Source organism: Nitrospira sp. Ecomares 2.1, assembly GCF_965152585.1.
Map to the genome: position 1 here is coordinate 1,801,718 of NZ_OZ224219.1, position 17,185 is coordinate 1,818,902.

Sequence of the window (17,185 nt, forward strand, 5' to 3'; positions counted from 1 at the left end):
CCTCCTTACCATGTCCATATTTTTGGTGCTATTGTACTTCCCTCCAGGGTTCAGCCGGACCCCAAAGAAAAGGTTTGAAAAATCCCCATTCTTCAGAAGAAAGGGTGGAATGCTTTTTTAATGTCTGTTTACGACTACTTTGTTGTTCCAATCTGGAATCTTCCAGGAAAATTTGCTGTAATATTGACACAATTAGTTGGAGAATGAAAAGGAAAGGCAAAAGATCGGATTTGATGGTCGGGTTCTTTGAGCCGGGATAAAGAAACTATTCATTGTGAAGCCCTTCAGACTGAGGGTGTCCTCGTTCTTCACTTTAATGGAATAGGTGTTTGCTCTCTGGCAATCTTGTCCCTAACCTTCAAAATCCAATGCCTGTTGTATTTCTATCAATGGTTTTTTTATTAGGAAGGGGAAAATGACTATGTGGGTTTCATCTAGCGTGAATCTTCCATTGGTATTTCCTTCGGTAAAAAAAAGTTTTTTGAAATCCGGGTTCACGACCATGGTTGAGATAGTGGTAAGTTCCTGTCTCATCCTGGTGGCCTTCACCGGTCCTGTAATGGCCGTTCCTACAGCCGAGGAATTGCTGAAGGCGTTGCCTCTTTCCGACGGTGAACGGAGAGATGTCCTCAAGGGAGAGATTGTCCGTTTTACGACCGAAGAAGGCTCGGATCGGGAACTGGCCTTGGGAGCCGTATTGCTGGTGCCGAAAGTCCCTGAAAATTTAGTTCCACTTTGGCGGGAGGCCGTCGTGTTCAAGCTTGTCGGTGCGGTGACGGCGTTTGGCGAGATTTCTGATAAGGCAAATGAAGGTGCCTTTGCAGGAGTGAAATTGCAACCAAACGGTGAAAAAGAAGCCGACCGCTACCTGGAAGCTGAACCGGGTGAAAAATTGAATCTGAACATGAAGGAAATCTCCGCTTTTCAGGCACTCAAGGCCAAAGGGGTAGGGCAGACTGAAGTCGAGGCACTGGTGCGGAAGCAATTGCTGGCCCGGTACCAGGCCTATCGCGAAAACGGTCTGTCAGGCATTCCTCCATACGCGCGGGGAAAAGATGAAATGTTTCAGTTACGTGAGGACCTTCTTCTGGCTACCAATCAGGCCAAACTCCTAGCCAAATACTTTCCCTCTTTCCATCAAGCCCTACTTAAGTATCCCGCCAACCAGCCCAAGCAGCTCGAAACCCGGTTTAACTGGGCCAATGTTGACGTATTTAGCCGTCCGACATTGATCTTGAGCCATCGCATGTTATTTCAAGAGGGTGACGCGTATGTGGTGGTTGACCGCCATTTCTATGCCAGCCACGAGTATAACGGCTTGCAGTCCATCGGGGCCGCACTTCCTGCGAAAGAGGGCTCGCTGTTAGTTTCTCTTTATCGTATCTCCACCGATGGTGTGGCAGGTTTAGGATCCTCGGCGAAGCATCCAGTCGCCCGTGGGTTGATGGGGCCCTATTTCGAAGAAATCTTTGAGGGGATTCGTGAAAAAGCGAAATAATGACTCCGCCCGAGTTGTTAGGAAATTTGTTCCACCTGCATTTTTCGGGTTGCTTTCACATTAAGGGGTTCAAAATGCGTTAGATGCGATGGGTGGGATAGTCCTGGATTGTTGGGGGTGAATTGGCTATCCCCATGAATATGCAACCGGCGTGGGCCGGTAAGGCTGCTGAAATTGACCGTGATGTTGGTGCCGCCTTGGAAAAATTTTATGCCCACCGTCCCGTCGCAAAGGATATTTCTACGATCGCTCAGAGAATTCCCATCCTTCCTGATGTCTAAAAGGCAGAGTTCATGCACGCCGGACAATTCGGGGATGAGGCGCTTTGTAAACAAGGCAAAATAGTTGGGTATTACAGGACTGTTGCGGCTTCTTATGGATTGCAGGCATCCATTCCATCCATCCATCCATCCATCCATTCCTTCTGCTATGCGTTATTCTTCATCCAGGAGAAAGCCCTTGAGTATCTCAACAAGAGTAAAGGTTGGGAGATCGGCGTAGGTCCGAGTCTCGTGGAGGTGCACGCCGGGTTTGCAGGGGCTCTTACCCCTATAACGGCCAAGGAAGATCTTTGCGCTTTCTTTTTTCTATCGGGAGGGACTCATGGCAGGCATCGGGCTTTAGTGGGCCAAAATTATGCAGATCATTCCGTCGTGTGGTGGGGAACTATTAATTTTATGAGACGTGGTGGTCGGATGACTTCTCCTCCTTGCCACGGACTAATCTATCGAAGGTTTTTTCATACTCGGATCTACGACTTGAGCCTACACCCGAGGAAGTTTTTTTAGGTAATGATAATCGTTCTTTCGATCGAGAGGAGCTTTTTTTGAGGGGAAAATTTGGCGAAAAAGTAAACGTAGAGAAATGTTTCGTGAAAGGTTTATGGACAGGTTGTGGGTGGTCTTGAGCGACTAAAATCCAAATGAGGTATTCGAGTATCTCCGATTTTTCTTTCCGGTAAATCCAATCAGGTGCTAGAGATCCGGTTTTACATTTTATAATTCTGTTCCCAAGTCAACACCGGCTGGTTGACGGTCGCATCCCTTGTCTCAATCTGCCGTCTTACTTCTGTGACAGGGTACTGCCCACTGAAATCCCTCCCACTACTTTCTTATTCGATTCGAATACCTGGTCATACGTCAAGGGATTTGTTGGCTTATCTCTGGAATTCTAATGATTGGGGCCACACACATGCCTGCCATAACCAGTGCGGTCAGTGCCGCGATATCCGCCCAACGTCCCGGGTCGCCTTGTGCCATGTCGGCAACTGTGACTCCAACCAGCATGGAGATCGCCGAGGTTGGCCCGATCGCAAGCTGCCGCGACGAACCGAACAGTGCGAAAAACAGGCCCCCAACCAGATTGCAGTAAATGCCGTATTGTGGCGGTTGACCGGCGAGCGAGGCATAGGCAAGTGAGACCGGAATGCCGTAGGCAGCGAGCGTCACTCCTGCAATGGCGTCGTGCGTCAACCACTGTGGTCGGTAGGCAGCCAGCCACTGTGCGGGGGGAAACGCCACACGCCATCTGCGGACCGGAACGCCGTCCGCGAGTTGGCTGCCGTATCGGATTTTTTCACTCATAATGCCGGGTCCCGAAACACATCTGCTCTGGCATCCACCGACGGGTTCGGGAATTTGAGCGGAAGTTTAAATTTGGAGTTAAACCATACATGGTCGACGATACTTTCGGCCCGGTAGCACTGAGGGGAAACTGTACCATAATTTCCGGAAAAACTTGAACATGACTCTTTTAATAATGGTCATCCGGGAACATGATATGAACGCCGAATCTCGCCGTCTAAAGAAGTCGGGCGATGGATTCGCCGGACTTGAATATGCCTCTCCTGTGCTCTGTGAGACCGGCCCCTTTCGCATTGGAGATACCGATAGGACCAACGGGCACTCGCCTGTCACAGGGCACAGGAGGCCGGATTGGATACAGATTTGCCGTTCAGCCTGATCGAAGAAATTTTCGGGTGTTGTATCTGGCGGAGGAGGCCTTCACCATGTTTTTCTCTCTGTGTATGAGAAATGTGGAGGTCAACCATTGGTGGCGACATTGAAACACCAATGAATTTAAATGATGTGGTGAGGAAAGAGTTTTTGGTATCCTCCTATGAAAGTACCTTGAAATTACAGATTACGAAATTCCGGAAAGCCGGGGACGAATTGGCTGTACCTAAAATTTTAGACTCTATGGTGCTCATGAATCGTGCGCTTTCATCGGTTTTTTTCCTCCAAGCTGGTTCGCATTCCAATGTTACAGGGCACTCGTTTTGTTCGTGTATGCGGTTATTAATGCCCAGTCGAACGATTCACTTGGGGCTATCCTCAGATGTGGATTGTGATTGGAAGGGGGTGCCGCAAACATTGGGAAGAGCCTGTTCAATGTAAAATAGTCGTTTAAGAAAAATAATATGGACAACCGCAGCCCAGCGAATCCCTCAGTCAGGCTCGACGGGAGAGATGTGGGCTTTTACAAAAGGCGATAACGATGCATTTTCCAGTTCAGGCGTTAAACATTCTCAAAGGCGGAGTGATGGTTGGAATGTTACTTAGTTTTCCAATGACAAGTCTTGGAATGACCAAGGCCATCACAACCCCTCCTCCCGTGAGTGGTCATGAACTTTCAATTGAATCCATCACCCCGGCTGATGTGTTCGCACGAGTTCAACTGGTACGGAAGGAACTGGATGACATCCGTTTTGAAATGGGGCAACCCAAGAGTCGGGAAGTAGGTCTCCTGGTTGAAAATGCGACTCCCCATGAGGTGTTCTTTCAAGCCAAAACCCTTAATCAAAAAGTGTCCAGGTTGGTAACGGAACTCACCGAAGAACCGGATCGCATTGGAACAGAAGAAGATCCTGACGATATACGTCCATTTCATGTCTGGAAAATGGTCGATACCTCTCTACATCGAATCCTGTCTCTTAAGCAGCAACTCGGGCTCCCCCTGACTAATAGTGAAGCTTTGGCCGATGCCGAAACGTCCCCCAATCAAGTCTTTTTTGTTATTGGATTGGCGAATACCCAACTCAATCTTTTACTGATGCATCAATTTTCTCCGAGGGATGCCGCAGAATTAATCCGCCTGGGAATTGAATACACCACGCACCTCTTGGGTCAATTTCCTAATGCTCCAGCGTCTGCTCCTCTCCCACCGCTTGAACGAGGTCGCAAGTCATGGAATAGCTATGATCATCTCATTGATTGCTATATGGTCTTAGGAAGCATCGCCAGGGCCTCCAATATTCAAATGTTAACGCTGGCACCTCAGAATCTTGATCGTCCCGACATTCGGTCAAATGATGTCTATGATTTAGGCACCCTGGTCATTTCTGAACTCGCATATCTCCATTCCCATCTTTCTCATAAGCCTCACCCCCAACCGGTCAGACTTCATGGTCCTATCCTGCCTTCCCATGTGTATCAACAGGTTGGTGGACTCCTGGCTCAATTGCAGGTTTTACAAAAACAGGTGCAATCTCATCCCGATTGGATTCAATAGACTGTTCGCCTTTATGCGGCCGGAACCGGGTGGTCACCCATAACCACCGGACCCATTAACGAAAATCAGAGGCGACAGACATAATAAAGATTTTGGTGCTGTGCCACCGGCCATACATAATGGCAAAATACACTCGGATACCTCATCGGAGAAATATATTGCCGAACAAATTTTTGTTGTGTGGATCTTATTCCTTCTACTCATCATGACTCTTATCCTAGGAGTATTCACAGAGGGTGAGCCTTATCCAATTTCCCCGTCTCCTCACTCCTCGAAATTCCCGGAATCTGCCGCAAGTGTGGGTTCCAATGCTAGCCCCGGTTCTCATTGGCCGATCGCGCAAGCCCAACAAGCTTCCCACGATGCCGCTTCGATATAACCGGCGAATTCTGACTTGTACGTATTCCAGAAGGCCGCATTATCGCTCGTCACCATATGCGCAACAATTGGAGCAACGGTTTTAGGCATGTCCATGATACCGGGAGCCGGAGCCTGATGGTAAATGCTGATCAAGCAGACCGAGATTCTGTTGTGGATCAGTAGAGTGGTATGACATGCGATATGGGTAATTTTTTCACTCTGCTGAAAAATACGGCTGCCGTCGTCGTACCTCAGATGGGTTAGTAGATGGCCCCGGCTTTTGCCCGGGAATGGTGCTGCATGCTGGGCTGAGGGTGTGGTGTTATGTCTGCGTTGGTAACAAGAAGGTGATGGTAAAAATCGTTTAGAGAAAATGGTTCTTCTCTATTTGGAAAGCCATTCCGGATCGTTTGTTACTAACTGTTCCAGTGATTTCAACTGATGAAGAAGTACGGTAGCTTGCTGGTAAACCTGGGAAGGGAAGGTTCGTCCGGGATAGGGAATGGGTTTAAGAGAGTCGTGTTTTTTTAGTTGTGTATAAAAAAAGGCGAGATCCGAAACCAGGAGGGTAGCCATATCATAGACATCGCTTGGGTATAATTGCCGCGAAATTCCCACGTTATGCGCGGCAGGCAGATCAAGGTGAAGAACCGGAACGCGGGACTGTTGCGCAATCTTTTCCAGAATGGCATAGCATTCAACCAAGCGAAGAAATACATCGGCCGGCTGTTTGCCCCTCACTAAAGGGGAAGTCTCTACAGTGGCGTTTGATGGGGGAAACCGGTCCAGCAACCGTTTAGTGTACTGACTGGCCAGAAGCACTTGTTGCGATACATCACTGGGTGAGAAATGGCGCTCCTGCAGGAGATTGATTTGCCGGTTGGCTTGTACAATGGCGCGTCCGATTTCTGTCAGACTTGTCGCGGAATCCTCGGGTCGTTCCGGGATAATTTCCTTCAGACCTAACTCCTCCTTGATGGTCAGAAGACGAATATAGCTCGCATTCACCATTTTCCAGATATGCAAAGGCGCAAGAGCAGACAGCGAAATGGGCTCCGGTGAAACTCCTGTGCTCCCGGTGAGTTCCAAAGCGAGACGATCAGCTTTATGATAGAGGGTCAGAGCTTGGAAATAGGCTTCATGGGAGTGGACATTGGTGACAATGGCATCGGACGGGGTTACCAGTGGTTTTCCCATTTCAAACCGGATCAATTCCAGGGTATCCAGAAGCATCTGAACACGGGCCATGACATCTGCAGACGTGATTTCTTCGAGAGAAATGGCATGCCCGCTTATGGGGTTTGGTTCATTCGGGTTTTCTACGTTTGAAGCCAGCCCCGTTCCCATTCCTGCCATGAAGAAGAACGTCACACTGAATATGCTGGTTATCATGGCCCGAATACGTTTTTCCACTTTATCCACTATTCTCATCCCTTCTGAATTCATGCGGAATTTCACCGCCCACGTATCTTCCGAATGTTATTTCTATTGTGATTGGTCTATGGCCTTTTCCGCTTCTTCGGGGGTCACGACACCTTCCTGGATCAAGTTTTGGAGCGCACCTTGAAACGCATGTGAGGCCGTCTTTCGGATTCCTCTCACCCGTAAGACCGGAGGGTATAAGCGAAGAAGGTCCGGGTTTTTGATTTCGATGGGGAAGGATTCACTTTCCCCGTATGGGGGGAGTTCTGCCTGGCCATCAACAGGAACCCGGAAATACGGTTTCCCATCTTCAGTATTCCCATCGGTCCCTCTTATATCAAGGCTGGTGGTCACATCGCGGAGCCGTGCCATTTCTTGAATTTTGTCAACGACGAGGATCAGGGAGTCGGCATCGATGGGATCACCGGTCTGATTTTTCACTCGAACCAGATAGCGGACGTCGCCTCGAGAGGAAAGGCTTCCCCCCGAAAATAATTCTCCTCCGCCTGTAAAGCTTCCTCCGGAGTCATAGGTGAGCAAGGGAATGACTCCTCCCGTGAGATCCACGAGTTCGCCGTTTGGAGAATCGCCATAGGCTCTTTCACTGCCCCCCCCCAAACCAAAAAGAAAGAGCAGGAGACAGACTCGCCCAAGATACGGAAGAGTTTCCCTTTCCAGAAATTGAGTTATCATGGCGTCATCTTACAGAGAACGCCCTAAACCTGCAAAGGTATGCGTGTTCATCAACTTCGCCATATTCAACTCCCGGTTTTTGTGTAGAGAAACCGAACAGGGCCATATTCGAACATAGAGTCGGTTTGGTTATAGGGCAACTCACTCGACCCTCGTATCCATTGCCCAGGTCAGGGTATAGGGGAAACGGCGTTCAAAGTGAATCTTGTAATGCAGGGGAATGTACAAATGGAAGAAGCTGACTGCGCAATCGGTCAGCAGCCCTGTGGAATTTCTCATTGAGGTAACTTGATCCTCCGTCTGAAGGGTGGATGCCTTGGATTGAAATTCAAACAGGGGATTATGAATAACCATCCTGATGCCATCATCATTGCAACCAAATCCGAGGGCATAGGACCAAATGTTTTCACCACTACCCAAATGTCTGTAATAGGCATACTAACCGCTTATCTGGGGTGCAAAGCTTGACCCTCCGGTCTGGGTACGAATCGAAAAATTCAGGGCGTCAAATTTAATAAACGTGTTCCATGCCTCATCACAGGAGGAATATTGAACATGTGAAACGCAGCGATCCCCTTTCCCTCTAAAAGACCTGATAAGTTCCGTTTACCTTTCTTGCAGGTTTTTTGCCTTTTCAGCATGGGCCTTCGCCATTGCTTCGGCGAGTTCCGCGGCTTTGGAGTAATGGTGCTCTAAATTTTTAGCATGTTGCACGAGGATTGATTCATGTCCTTCTTTGGGAGTTCCTAAGAATTCATACTCTTTCTTAATTTGACGCATCTCTTCCGTCCGTGCATGAAGATCACGAGCTTCTTTCTGGTACCAGGCGGCCAAACGGGTATGATCGTTATGCTGGACCAATTCTCTAGGCGGGCTGGAGGCGCACCCAACGATCAGGGCAACAATTGTGGCAGCAAACAACAATTTACAAATAACTTGCATGTTCATGATCCCTTCCTTTGTGATAAATACATGTGGGTTTTTCGGCTATTTTTGCCGTGCGATAATTGGTTGACAATTCGTTTAAGGTGAAGAAAAAATACGACGGTTTACACCCTCAGGGCCTCGTATATCGTTGGCCCCTTCACTGTGCAGGAAAGAAAGATGCGTTGAATGCCATGGATCCTCTCATCAGATCCATTTATCGGTTTCCGTCCTGTTAGATATGGAGACCATCGCGTCTCTCAAAGGCGACCTTCCATGATTGGAATCTTAACGTCCACAGGAGAATATCCGATGAAGATCCAAAAATAGGAGGTACGAGATAGGCAGGGTTCAGTCCTGAACGTCCGAGCGTGTGGCCAAAGTCCTTTGTTTCTTGATGTAATCCTAACAAAGTGGCATGATTAAAAAAACCTTCCTCACCCGAATGTGCAATTGATGCGGAAAAGTCCCAAAGTGTTCATCGTTGCTTTTCCATTGAGTTGAAACATCGCGTTGAAGTGATTCCGGGACTCGGCAAGAAAAAATTTGGAAAGACGGTCCTCGAAAAAATCCGGCATGACGACTTCATACCCTTCCGCCACAGGCAGATCACGTATCCATCAAGTGGTGCACTTAATTTATCAATGTCCTGGTTCACCCCTCTGATGAAATCGTAGGCATCCACGAGATATCGGGCGTCAGAATGCGCCAGGTCCTCTACTGGCCGTTTAGTCGATTGATTAAAGCGTCAGAGGTAAAAACATTTTTGAAGGGTGAGAGGCGAAGGGATGTCCCGATGAACGCGGCACCCGTAAGGTAGAACTCTGTGACCTCTCTTTTGTGTGGAATGTCCAGCCAGGTCAAGCCCATGATTTGATGCAGGTCTTGTGAATCCTCCAGGACAGTCTTCATACTCCTATGATGCCTAAAGCACTGGTCTGATTCAGACTCATACCAAATTGGAAGTTGCTGTGCTTTTGGAAAGGGAATTATATATTATGGTTCGAGAGGAACTATCATGAACTACAGCCCGGAGAGTGCCATTGATAGAAATTTCCATGAGTGCGAACGGTTGCAACGACAGAATCCAATTTAGAAACTTATGCCACAGTCTTATCTGAAACGCATTCTTGATGCCCGCATCTATGACCTCGCCATAGAAACACCCTTGGATGACACTTCCCTCGTTTCCGAACGCATGGGTAATCATGTGTTATTGAAAAGAGAAGATTTGCAACCTGTGTTTTCGTTCAAAATTCGTGGTGCGTACAATAAATTATTACATCTCACCGATGAGCAGCGGGCGGGTGGCGTCATTACGGCCTCGGCGGGCAATCACGCACAGGGTCTGGCTCTTGCGGCGAGGCATATGGGTGTGAATGCCACCATCGTCATGCCGCGAACAACCCCCGCAATTAAGGTGGATGCTGTCAAACGCCATGGCGGGAAAGTGGCGTTGTTTGGCGACACATACGATGAAGCGTCAACCCATGCACAAATCTTGTTGAAAGAAAAAGGTCTGACGTACATTCCGCCCTACGATGATCCGGATGTTATCGCTGGTCAGGGTACCGTTGCCATGGAGTTATTGCGGCAGCATCCCGCCCACATTGATGCCGTATTTATTCCCGTAGGTGGGGGTGGGTTGTGCGCAGGCATGACGGCCTTTATTAAATGTGTGCGACCGGAAATCAAAGTGTTTGCCGTTGAGCCAGAAGACGCGGCCTGCTTGAAGATGGCAATGGAAGCAAAGCGACGGGTGATGTTACCTCAGGTGGGTATATTCGCCGATGGGGTTGCTGTGGCACGAATCGGCAAGGAGCCGTTCCGTGTGCTAAGGAAAACTATCGATGGCGTCATCACTGCCAACGCCGATGAAATGTGTGCCGCCATTAAAGATATCTTTGAGGACACCCGCTCGATTGCCGAGCCCGCCGGAGCGCTTTCGCTGGCAGGATTGAAAAAGTATGTGGCGCAGACAGGCTGCAAGGGCAAAACATTAATTGCGATTGATAGCGGAGCCAACATTAATTTTGACCGTTTACGCTATATCAGCGAACAAACAGAAATCGGCGAGGGTCGGGAAGCAGTTCTCGCAGTCACTATCCCTGAAAAGCCCGGAAGCTATATGAAATTCTGCAGCTTGATGGGAAAACATTCAATTACAGAATTTAATTACCGATTTGCGGATAATCTTGATGCACATATTTTTGTCGGTGTGCAGATTTCCCCCGATAAAAATGATCGCGAAGATATTATTTCGCTCTTAAGGGGAAAAGGTTATCAGGTCGTTGACATGACCGACAATGAAGTGGCTAAGCTGCACATTCGCCATATGGTGGGAGGGCATGCGCCACAGGCCAAAAATGAAATCGTATTTCGTTTTGAATTTCCCGAACGACCGGGAGCCCTCCTGAATTTTCTCACCAAGCTCGCCTTCCGCTGGAATATCTCCATGTTCCATTATCGCAATCACGGTTCTGCCTATGGCCGTGTGCTTGTGGGTATGCAGGTGCCTAAACCTGAGCGCAAACAGCTTGATGTTCTTCTGAAAGCCCTGGGTTACCCCTACCGGGATGAAACGAAAAACGAAGCCTATCAATATTTCTTAGGTTAAATCGATGGCGAGAAGTTTCTCCAACTTCAGGAATACTGGGGGAATTTTGAAGACCAGTCGATGGGCTGCATTTTTTCTTTGTGCCACTATTCCTATCCTACCCCTATGGGCTTACTTCTCTGATCAACTCCTACAAGAATTAATTTCTGTTAGGAGTCACAGCACGTCTCTGTGGTTGGTTTACTCTGTTTCCTGGCTGGCCTCAGTGGGAATGTCTGCCTATCTTGTTTGCAAAAGTGAACCTTCTCCAAAAGGGGATAATGCCAATTCCATTTTTTGGGGATTCCTTACTTTACTCTGTATTCCTTTTATTGTGTTCGGGATATGGGTTTTTTCCAGTCCGCACATTCCCATCAGAATTTTCCTGCTCCTTTCTCTGACCAGCTTTTTCCCACTCGGTTTTTTTCTGGGATGGGAGTTAATTGTCAAAAATCTGGTCGCCGGAGAATCATGGGTTAACCTCATTGTTCTCCCGGTAAGCTCTGCGCTCCTGACGCTTGTTTTTGTTGAACTCTTCTTTGGGAGTGATTTACGGAAGCCAGACCCGGTTCAAAATATTTCAGCTATGAATAGCCCGGATCGGTCCTATTGGTATTATGCACGATATAAGGAAAATGGAATAGAAAGGGCAAATTCCTATGGATTCGTAGGACCTGAACCCAATCCTCAGATGCCGGACGAGAGGGTGCTCCTTATTGGCGATTCCATCCCGGCTGCTGAACGCCACCCTAAAAACTTTCCTACAATCTTGGAAGAAGAATTTAACAAAGAATTTCACCAGGAAAAAAAGCTTGAAATTATCAATGCCAGTATTGCTGCTTATAGCGTGGAACAGATTTACCTGTATTATTCAGAAAAACTTCGAGACCTTCCCCATAATTATTTAATCTTTAGCTTTTATCTGGATGATGTTAACCGGAACCTTCGTTACCGAAAAAATAATCGTTTATATTCTCCTGACTGGACTGAGTGGCAACAGGATGTCTATTGGCAATGTTATCTTTGTCAGCGTCTCCTGAGTCTGTGCAATGTGTCGGATCACCTATTTCTTAATTATCGGAAAAGAAATTACGAGGATGCCTTCCCCGAGGCATTGAGGGTTCTTGAGAAAACCCGTCTTCTGGCCAATTCACGCGGAGCCAAATTTGCTGTTTTAAATATCCCTCGTTTTACGTGGGAGGGGGTACTTCCGAATGTTGACACGTATCAATATTTCGAGATGAACAAGGCTTTGGAACGGTGGTGTATAGGCAATGGCGTGCCTTGCTACGATACCTTGCCGTTGCTGATTGGGAAAGAAATTTCTACCCTGAGGAGGAGCAAGACAGACATTCATTTTACTTATTTGGGACACCAGGTCGTTGGTCTTGCCCTAAAGGATTTCCTTGCTTCACTAATACGGCCTGGCAAAACCATAAGGGGTCCTGGTGAGTTTGTATCGGGCATGTAGATGAGAAGCCGTCTTGCGTAGGAATCGAGGCTTCATCATTTCTACCTCCAGCAATACGAAGAGTCCCATCGTTGGCTCAGCTTTCACCGTACCAACCGTGGTAGGGGAGGGCAAAATACGCGGACGGCAAAGAATCGAACCGTTCATTTTGCCAGGGTGAGTATTGTCCGGCCGTTCTGCATCAATTGAAAAGGGTTTCCGTCGTTTGGGTGGAGACTTAATTTAAGTGTTTGGACTCCTTATTCGGTAGGTGTGGCCGTAACCCTTTTCGAGTAAGAGAGCCGTTGCTGGCGGTTATAAAACCGTTGACCCTGGGCTGGATGAAGTTGGATAGCAATCATGGCCAATAGGAGCAGGGTGAATTCCAGCCCATGTAGCAGTGATTCAACCATCCAAATGCACCAGGCTCCCTTTTGCTCTCCGGCCGTGATCCCTTGCCGTTCTCCCAGGGTTATAGCACCAGGTCATCAAAATCTGACTTCGGTTTGAATATAGAAATAATTGGTATTTTGCGCCGGTGGATTTCCCGGCACGTTCGTTTGGTTTTTAAGATAGGAACCTTTGAGAAAGTAGTCATAGCCGGCATCTATGCTGAGATTGGGCGAGGGATTCCACCGAACGCCTACCTCCAGATCCTGTCCCAACACGTTGCCCGCGGCGCCGGATGGATCCTGCAGGCCGGAATTGACCCACGCATCCCGGGATTGGGCCAAATACCAGGCCCGGAACTTCAGGTCGAGTCGAAGGACGGGAAGCGGGTTGAGAATCAAACGAATGCCCGGGGAGCTGATATTGGAACGGTAGAATGGTCCAAACAGACTGGTGGGTGTTAATTCACTGCGCCGCGCGCCAAAAAGATTATCAAACGTTTGGTTATAGTTCCCATTTGCACTATCGGTTCCGCTGGCGTAATCGTACATGGCCAGGATGCGGGGAGCCCAGGGAAGCGCAAAGGTATAGCCCAAGGAGAAGTGTTGAAAATACGCAAAATGATCTTCCCCATCCATCGTACCCACCTGCCAGGCCGTTTCACCATCATAATCAAAAGATCCGATTCGTGGTGGCTGATAAAGCCTCACGCCAAAAGTAGAATGGGAGCGCGCCACCTGTTCCCCTTCAGCATCCTCATCCCTGCCGAAATAATACAGGTGAATTCTGGACCAGGAGAGTTGGTACGTTTCATAGGAAAGGCCCCAGAACAAATTCCCGCTATTAGTAAACAGGCCCAGACGGTCCGCGGCACGGGTGTTTGAAACCACTTCAGAAAAAAAAGTCCGGAATTGCCACTGACCTTCATTGGCAAGATTCCAGTGAATGCCGTCAAAGGCCTGAGAAGAATTGCTAAAACGGCTGCGGGCAACAAGACGGCGTGACCCGATATCCAGGTTGATGCGCCCGACATGAAGATCTGTTCGAAGTCCGGTCCGCCACACATCCGGCAAGGTGAGCGCCACAAAGAGTTGCTGTACATTGCCGGCCGTCAATGTCGAGGTCCCCACTACGTCAGTGGCGGAATCGACACCGTTTGTGGACCCCTGAAATTCCAGCTGAGCACGGAAGGCCTTCCACCGTGCGCTGGCCCGGAAACGGGATCTGGTCGCCCATTGCCAGGTGCTTCCCTTCTGGTCCGTTTTAAAGGGATAATCAAAGCCCTCGCGCCGCAGACGAGCGGTCATGCCGAGGTCCAACCATTTCGGCGCATTGAGGGCCGCAGACAGGTACCGGTTCCAATGTATTTCTGCCTCCTCCTGCAAGAGCACCTGATCGGGATATTCGTTCCAATTCCACTCCTGACCGTTTCGAATCCGTTCCTGGATATTTTGAGGAATTTCTCTGGCTCTTTCCCTGACTGCATCCAATTGCCAAAGCAGGAAAGGATCATCTATTGGAGGAGTTGGTTGTTTGTTGGGCTCTCCGCCATGCGAAATGGGTGCAGCCAGCAGGATCCAAAACAAGGAAAGAGCCATGATCTTTCCGGCATTCCTGCTGTGGGGGAACCATATCCGCATGGAAGCTAACTATGGACGAAGCTCGGACTGAGGCTGGCTTAACATTTGTAATGTGCCGATTCCCTGGGTTCCTCGGAGGATCATGAATCTTGCTACGAAAAAATTAAAATACCCATTTGGCGCCTACCCAGGTATTGAGGTTTTTTAACCCCTTTTCAAAACTTTCTTTTCGATGCGCTCCTTGAAAGCCACCCGTCAGTTGAAGAAGGTCGTTTACCTGATATCGAACGGCAATATCCCCTTGCACCACATTTTCATGTTGTCCCTTGCGTTCATCCCCCTCAATGCCTGTGGTCCATCCGTTAAATTCATAATGGAGCGCCATTTCCAGTCCAAACCGTTCCGTGATTTCCACGTCCATCTCCCCGGTCACGAAATGATTAAAGTAGGACGTATCATCCTGTAATTCTGGCTGCTTCCGTCCATCCGACAAGCCCCGCTCATAATGATAGCCCAGAGCCAGCCCGATTTTCTGTGCGGGTTTCCATTCCACGTGCGTCCCGATAGTCCAAAACCGGGTGTCCCGTTGTGTGAAGGGTTTGTCGTATTCCCGCAATCCATAGCGGCCATAGAGGATAATCCTGGCATCGTCCATACCGGGGATCTGTTGAGCAAGTCCTCCTGCCCAATAATTGGTAGTAACCTCTTCCTTTTTTACTTTTGGTGAATTTCCGCCAGTCTCTTCAAGTGGCCGCACCTCATTCCTTCCTAAATACAGATCGGGTCCGAAAAAATAGCGCAGGAGGAGGTGTGTGGAGGAGGTCAGATGATGGGAGGCCTCCACACTCAGGGATCCGTGATTAAATTGAGTATTGTTCGTAAAGATAAACCCTTGTCCCCGGACACCCAATTGGGTAGATCGACCCATTATCGGGAAGGACTTTGTAATATGAGCCATGGGTTCATACACCACATCGTCCCCTTGGTTAGCGAGAAGGCTATCAATAACCGGTTGAGTAGGGTCCTGGCTTCGGCTCAGCCTCCGGGTTGCCGAGAACAGGGCGGCATCGTCGGTATAATAGACATTGCTCTCGCCCGTGACCTTCCACTCGGCAAACGTCGGGGGCGCAAGGAATAGAAGGAGAATGACAAGGGATAAAAAGAGCGGCCTGTAAGCAGTCTCAACTGAGGCGGTTAGGCTCAAAAGCATAGATTGTCGGGTTTTCATTTGTCGGCGGCCATCTATCTTTCTTGCATCACACCTGTGTGTCTGTGGCAGGCATCCATATGCACACACACAGATGAATTCTCGATACTCAATGTCGGGAATGACGGCTGTGGAGGGGTTCCTTTGCACGTGTTGGGAATGTCCTGGGTGGAAAGATTTCCGATTTAACCATACAGGAATAACGAGGTTAAAGGTGCAAGGTTGGCACGAAAAAAATTAAAAGTGGGGGTTCACTTTCAGATTTTTTCGTATGCTCACCCTTCATCAGGCATAGTCCGTGGGTTCATGGTGACCTGTTTGCCATTCAGACCCAACATGCCCTCGGTCGCAGAAGATTGGGGTGGACGACATGTTCTTTAACGTATCTATCCATAACGATGCAATCACCATCCCACCCCTCATCCGCCTTCCTTGAGGAGGTACAGAGGATCTGAAGGTCGCGAGTCGAAAAGGGTGAGAAGTGTCTGTTATAGTCTGTTGCCGCGAAACCGGATTAACCAGAAAGCATGCCGGACGACCACCCATTTACACTCATGATCGTCGCGGTGGGGGCGGAGCACTTCTGGTGTCCATTCGAATTGCCTATTTTAAGCAGATTACTGTTCTCCCGGCAGAATTTGCCGTCTCACAAGGGAGAACATTGAGCTTCAATGAAGCGGGAAAATTCAATAACCACTGTGGCTTTCACCAAGCAGAGGGCGCAAATTGCTCACAGATTTGCCTCCATCGCTCTGGGTCTTCGACAGGCCATGATATCTGTTCCTGGGAAGATCTCTCTGTGATGAATATACTGATTCCGAAATTCTGGAATGCGATGCATATTGTATAAGAAAGGGTATTCTTCATGCGATGTCTCATGGGGCTTTTCGTTTTGTTGTCATTACCGGCCGTCTTCGGGTGCTCCAGTATTTCTGTAAGTTCTGATTATAGGGAGTCGACGGACTTTAGTGAGCTGAAGACATTTTCATGGATGCTGAAAACGCCAGAAGGGGAGATTGATCTTGGTGGGGCTAATCACATGGCGCGGCAAAGGATTGAGAGTGCGATCGCAGCCGAACTGGCGAACAAGGGATACATTGAAATAGTCGCTGGAAAGTCAGATTTCCATGTGACCTATTATGTTGGTAGAGAAGAGCGTATTCAGGTCCAATCTATGGGAGGTCCACTAATGAGGCCTTACTGGGGAATGGGTATGGGCTATGCAGAAGTTTACCAATACGAGGAAGGGACGCTCATTATCGATCTGCTTGATGCGAAGGCGCCGCAGAATATTATCTGGCGTGGGATTGCTAAAGGCGTGATGGATTGGAAAGGAACCACAGGAGGTCAAACCGGGCTGATCAATGAGGCCGTCCAGAAAGTTTTTGCACAATTCCCCCCTAAGCGATCTTGATGAGGGCGTGGTGGTGTGTGTTGATTGACCAATGGCCCCCCCGACGCGCTTCGCGATCGTGGACTCAACACGTCAGTGTAATTCTCGCTCCTGGTGGAATAGATCAGCTACGCTTGCATCGTGGTGTTATCTCACTGACCG

At 48.7% G+C, this 17,185-nt stretch carries 16 protein-coding genes and 1 pseudogene; 8 read left to right on the top strand and 9 right to left on the bottom strand.

Annotation, left to right across the window (positions count from 1 at the left end; translation table 11 throughout):
- The first annotated feature begins 415 nt into the window (after window positions 1–415).
- Both ACWHYD_RS07785 and ACWHYD_RS07790 read left to right on the top strand, forming a co-directional pair.
- Window positions 416–1,498: a hypothetical protein gene (locus ACWHYD_RS07785; protein ID WP_447965339.1), complete on the top strand. Its 1,083-nt coding sequence runs from the start codon at window positions 416–418 to the stop codon at window positions 1,496–1,498.
- A 134-nt stretch (window positions 1,499–1,632) separates the two neighbouring features.
- Window positions 1,633–1,779, top strand: coding sequence for a hypothetical protein (locus tag ACWHYD_RS07790; protein ID WP_447965340.1), 147 nt, complete (start codon window positions 1,633–1,635; stop codon window positions 1,777–1,779).
- A gap of 903 nt (window positions 1,780–2,682) precedes the next feature.
- Here ACWHYD_RS07790 and ACWHYD_RS07795 read toward each other — a convergent pair.
- Window positions 2,683–3,081, bottom strand: a pseudogene (locus tag ACWHYD_RS07795) (SulP family inorganic anion transporter); the annotation flags it as partial.
- Window positions 3,082–3,531: 450 nt separating this feature from the next.
- Between ACWHYD_RS07795 and ACWHYD_RS07800 the strand changes: the two are divergent.
- The 3 genes from ACWHYD_RS07800 to ACWHYD_RS07810 all read left to right on the top strand — a co-directional run bounded on the left by ACWHYD_RS07800 (window position 3,532) and on the right by ACWHYD_RS07810 (window position 5,472).
- Complete coding sequence (locus ACWHYD_RS07800; RefSeq protein ID WP_447965341.1) at window positions 3,532–3,894, top strand: hypothetical protein; 363 nt, start codon at window positions 3,532–3,534, stop codon at window positions 3,892–3,894.
- 100 nt (window positions 3,895–3,994) lie between these two features.
- On the top strand, window positions 3,995–5,008 hold the full coding sequence (locus ACWHYD_RS07805; protein WP_447965342.1) for a hypothetical protein: 1,014 nt from the start codon (window positions 3,995–3,997) through the stop codon (window positions 5,006–5,008).
- Between the two features lie 236 nt (window positions 5,009–5,244).
- A complete protein-coding gene (locus tag ACWHYD_RS07810; RefSeq protein WP_447965343.1) occupies window positions 5,245–5,472 on the top strand; it encodes a hypothetical protein in 228 nt (75 codons plus the stop codon).
- A 280-nt stretch (window positions 5,473–5,752) separates the two neighbouring features.
- Here ACWHYD_RS07810 and ACWHYD_RS07815 read toward each other — a convergent pair whose 3' ends face one another.
- The 5 genes from ACWHYD_RS07815 to ACWHYD_RS07835 all read right to left on the bottom strand — a co-directional run bounded on the left by ACWHYD_RS07815 (window position 5,753) and on the right by ACWHYD_RS07835 (window position 9,009).
- Complete coding sequence (locus ACWHYD_RS07815; protein ID WP_447965344.1) at window positions 5,753–6,790, bottom strand: hypothetical protein; 1,038 nt, start codon at window positions 6,788–6,790, stop codon at window positions 5,753–5,755.
- A gap of 63 nt (window positions 6,791–6,853) precedes the next feature.
- On the bottom strand, window positions 6,854–7,483 hold the full coding sequence (locus ACWHYD_RS07820) for a hypothetical protein (protein WP_447965345.1): 630 nt from the start codon (window positions 7,481–7,483) through the stop codon (window positions 6,854–6,856).
- Window positions 7,484–8,089: 606 nt separating this feature from the next.
- Entirely contained in the window at window positions 8,090–8,431 is a 342-nt protein-coding gene (locus tag ACWHYD_RS07825) for a hypothetical protein (RefSeq protein WP_447965346.1), read from the bottom strand.
- 211 nt (window positions 8,432–8,642) lie between these two features.
- A complete protein-coding gene (locus tag ACWHYD_RS07830) occupies window positions 8,643–8,861 on the bottom strand; it encodes an MlaA family lipoprotein (protein ID WP_447965843.1) in 219 nt (72 codons plus the stop codon).
- On the bottom strand, window positions 8,845–9,009 hold the full coding sequence (locus ACWHYD_RS07835) for an MlaA family lipoprotein (RefSeq protein WP_447965347.1): 165 nt from the start codon (window positions 9,007–9,009) through the stop codon (window positions 8,845–8,847). The genes ACWHYD_RS07830 and ACWHYD_RS07835 overlap by 17 nt, the downstream gene beginning before the upstream one ends.
- Before the next feature lie 500 nt (window positions 9,010–9,509).
- Here ACWHYD_RS07835 and ilvA point away from each other — a divergent pair, with 500 nt between their 5' ends.
- Together ilvA and ACWHYD_RS07845 are read left to right on the top strand one after the other, a co-directional pair.
- Window positions 9,510–11,024, top strand: coding sequence for a threonine ammonia-lyase, biosynthetic (gene ilvA / locus ACWHYD_RS07840; RefSeq protein ID WP_447965348.1), 1,515 nt, complete (start codon window positions 9,510–9,512; stop codon window positions 11,022–11,024).
- A 211-nt stretch (window positions 11,025–11,235) separates the two neighbouring features.
- On the top strand, window positions 11,236–12,474 hold the full coding sequence (locus ACWHYD_RS07845; protein ID WP_447965349.1) for an SGNH/GDSL hydrolase family protein: 1,239 nt from the start codon (window positions 11,236–11,238) through the stop codon (window positions 12,472–12,474).
- Between the two features lie 239 nt (window positions 12,475–12,713).
- On the opposite strand, the gene ACWHYD_RS07850 is transcribed toward ACWHYD_RS07845, so the two are convergent.
- The 3 genes from ACWHYD_RS07850 to ACWHYD_RS07860 all read right to left on the bottom strand — a co-directional run bounded on the left by ACWHYD_RS07850 (window position 12,714) and on the right by ACWHYD_RS07860 (window position 15,633).
- Window positions 12,714–12,866 (bottom strand): hypothetical protein, encoded by a 153-nt coding sequence (locus ACWHYD_RS07850; protein ID WP_447965350.1) that lies wholly within the window; start codon window positions 12,864–12,866, stop codon window positions 12,714–12,716.
- Window positions 12,867–12,941: 75 nt separating this feature from the next.
- Window positions 12,942–14,441 carry an alginate export family protein gene (locus tag ACWHYD_RS07855; protein ID WP_447965351.1) on the bottom strand — a complete coding sequence of 500 codons (1,500 nt, stop codon included), beginning with the start codon at window positions 14,439–14,441 and terminating at the stop codon, window positions 12,942–12,944.
- Window positions 14,442–14,586: 145 nt separating this feature from the next.
- Window positions 14,587–15,633: a hypothetical protein gene (locus ACWHYD_RS07860; protein WP_447965352.1), complete on the bottom strand. Its 1,047-nt coding sequence runs from the start codon at window positions 15,631–15,633 to the stop codon at window positions 14,587–14,589.
- Between the two features lie 874 nt (window positions 15,634–16,507).
- On the opposite strand from ACWHYD_RS07860, the gene ACWHYD_RS07865 reads away from it, so the two are divergent.
- A complete protein-coding gene (locus ACWHYD_RS07865) occupies window positions 16,508–17,044 on the top strand; it encodes a DUF4136 domain-containing protein (RefSeq protein WP_447965353.1) in 537 nt (178 codons plus the stop codon).
- Window positions 17,045–17,185: the final 141 nt, after the last annotated feature.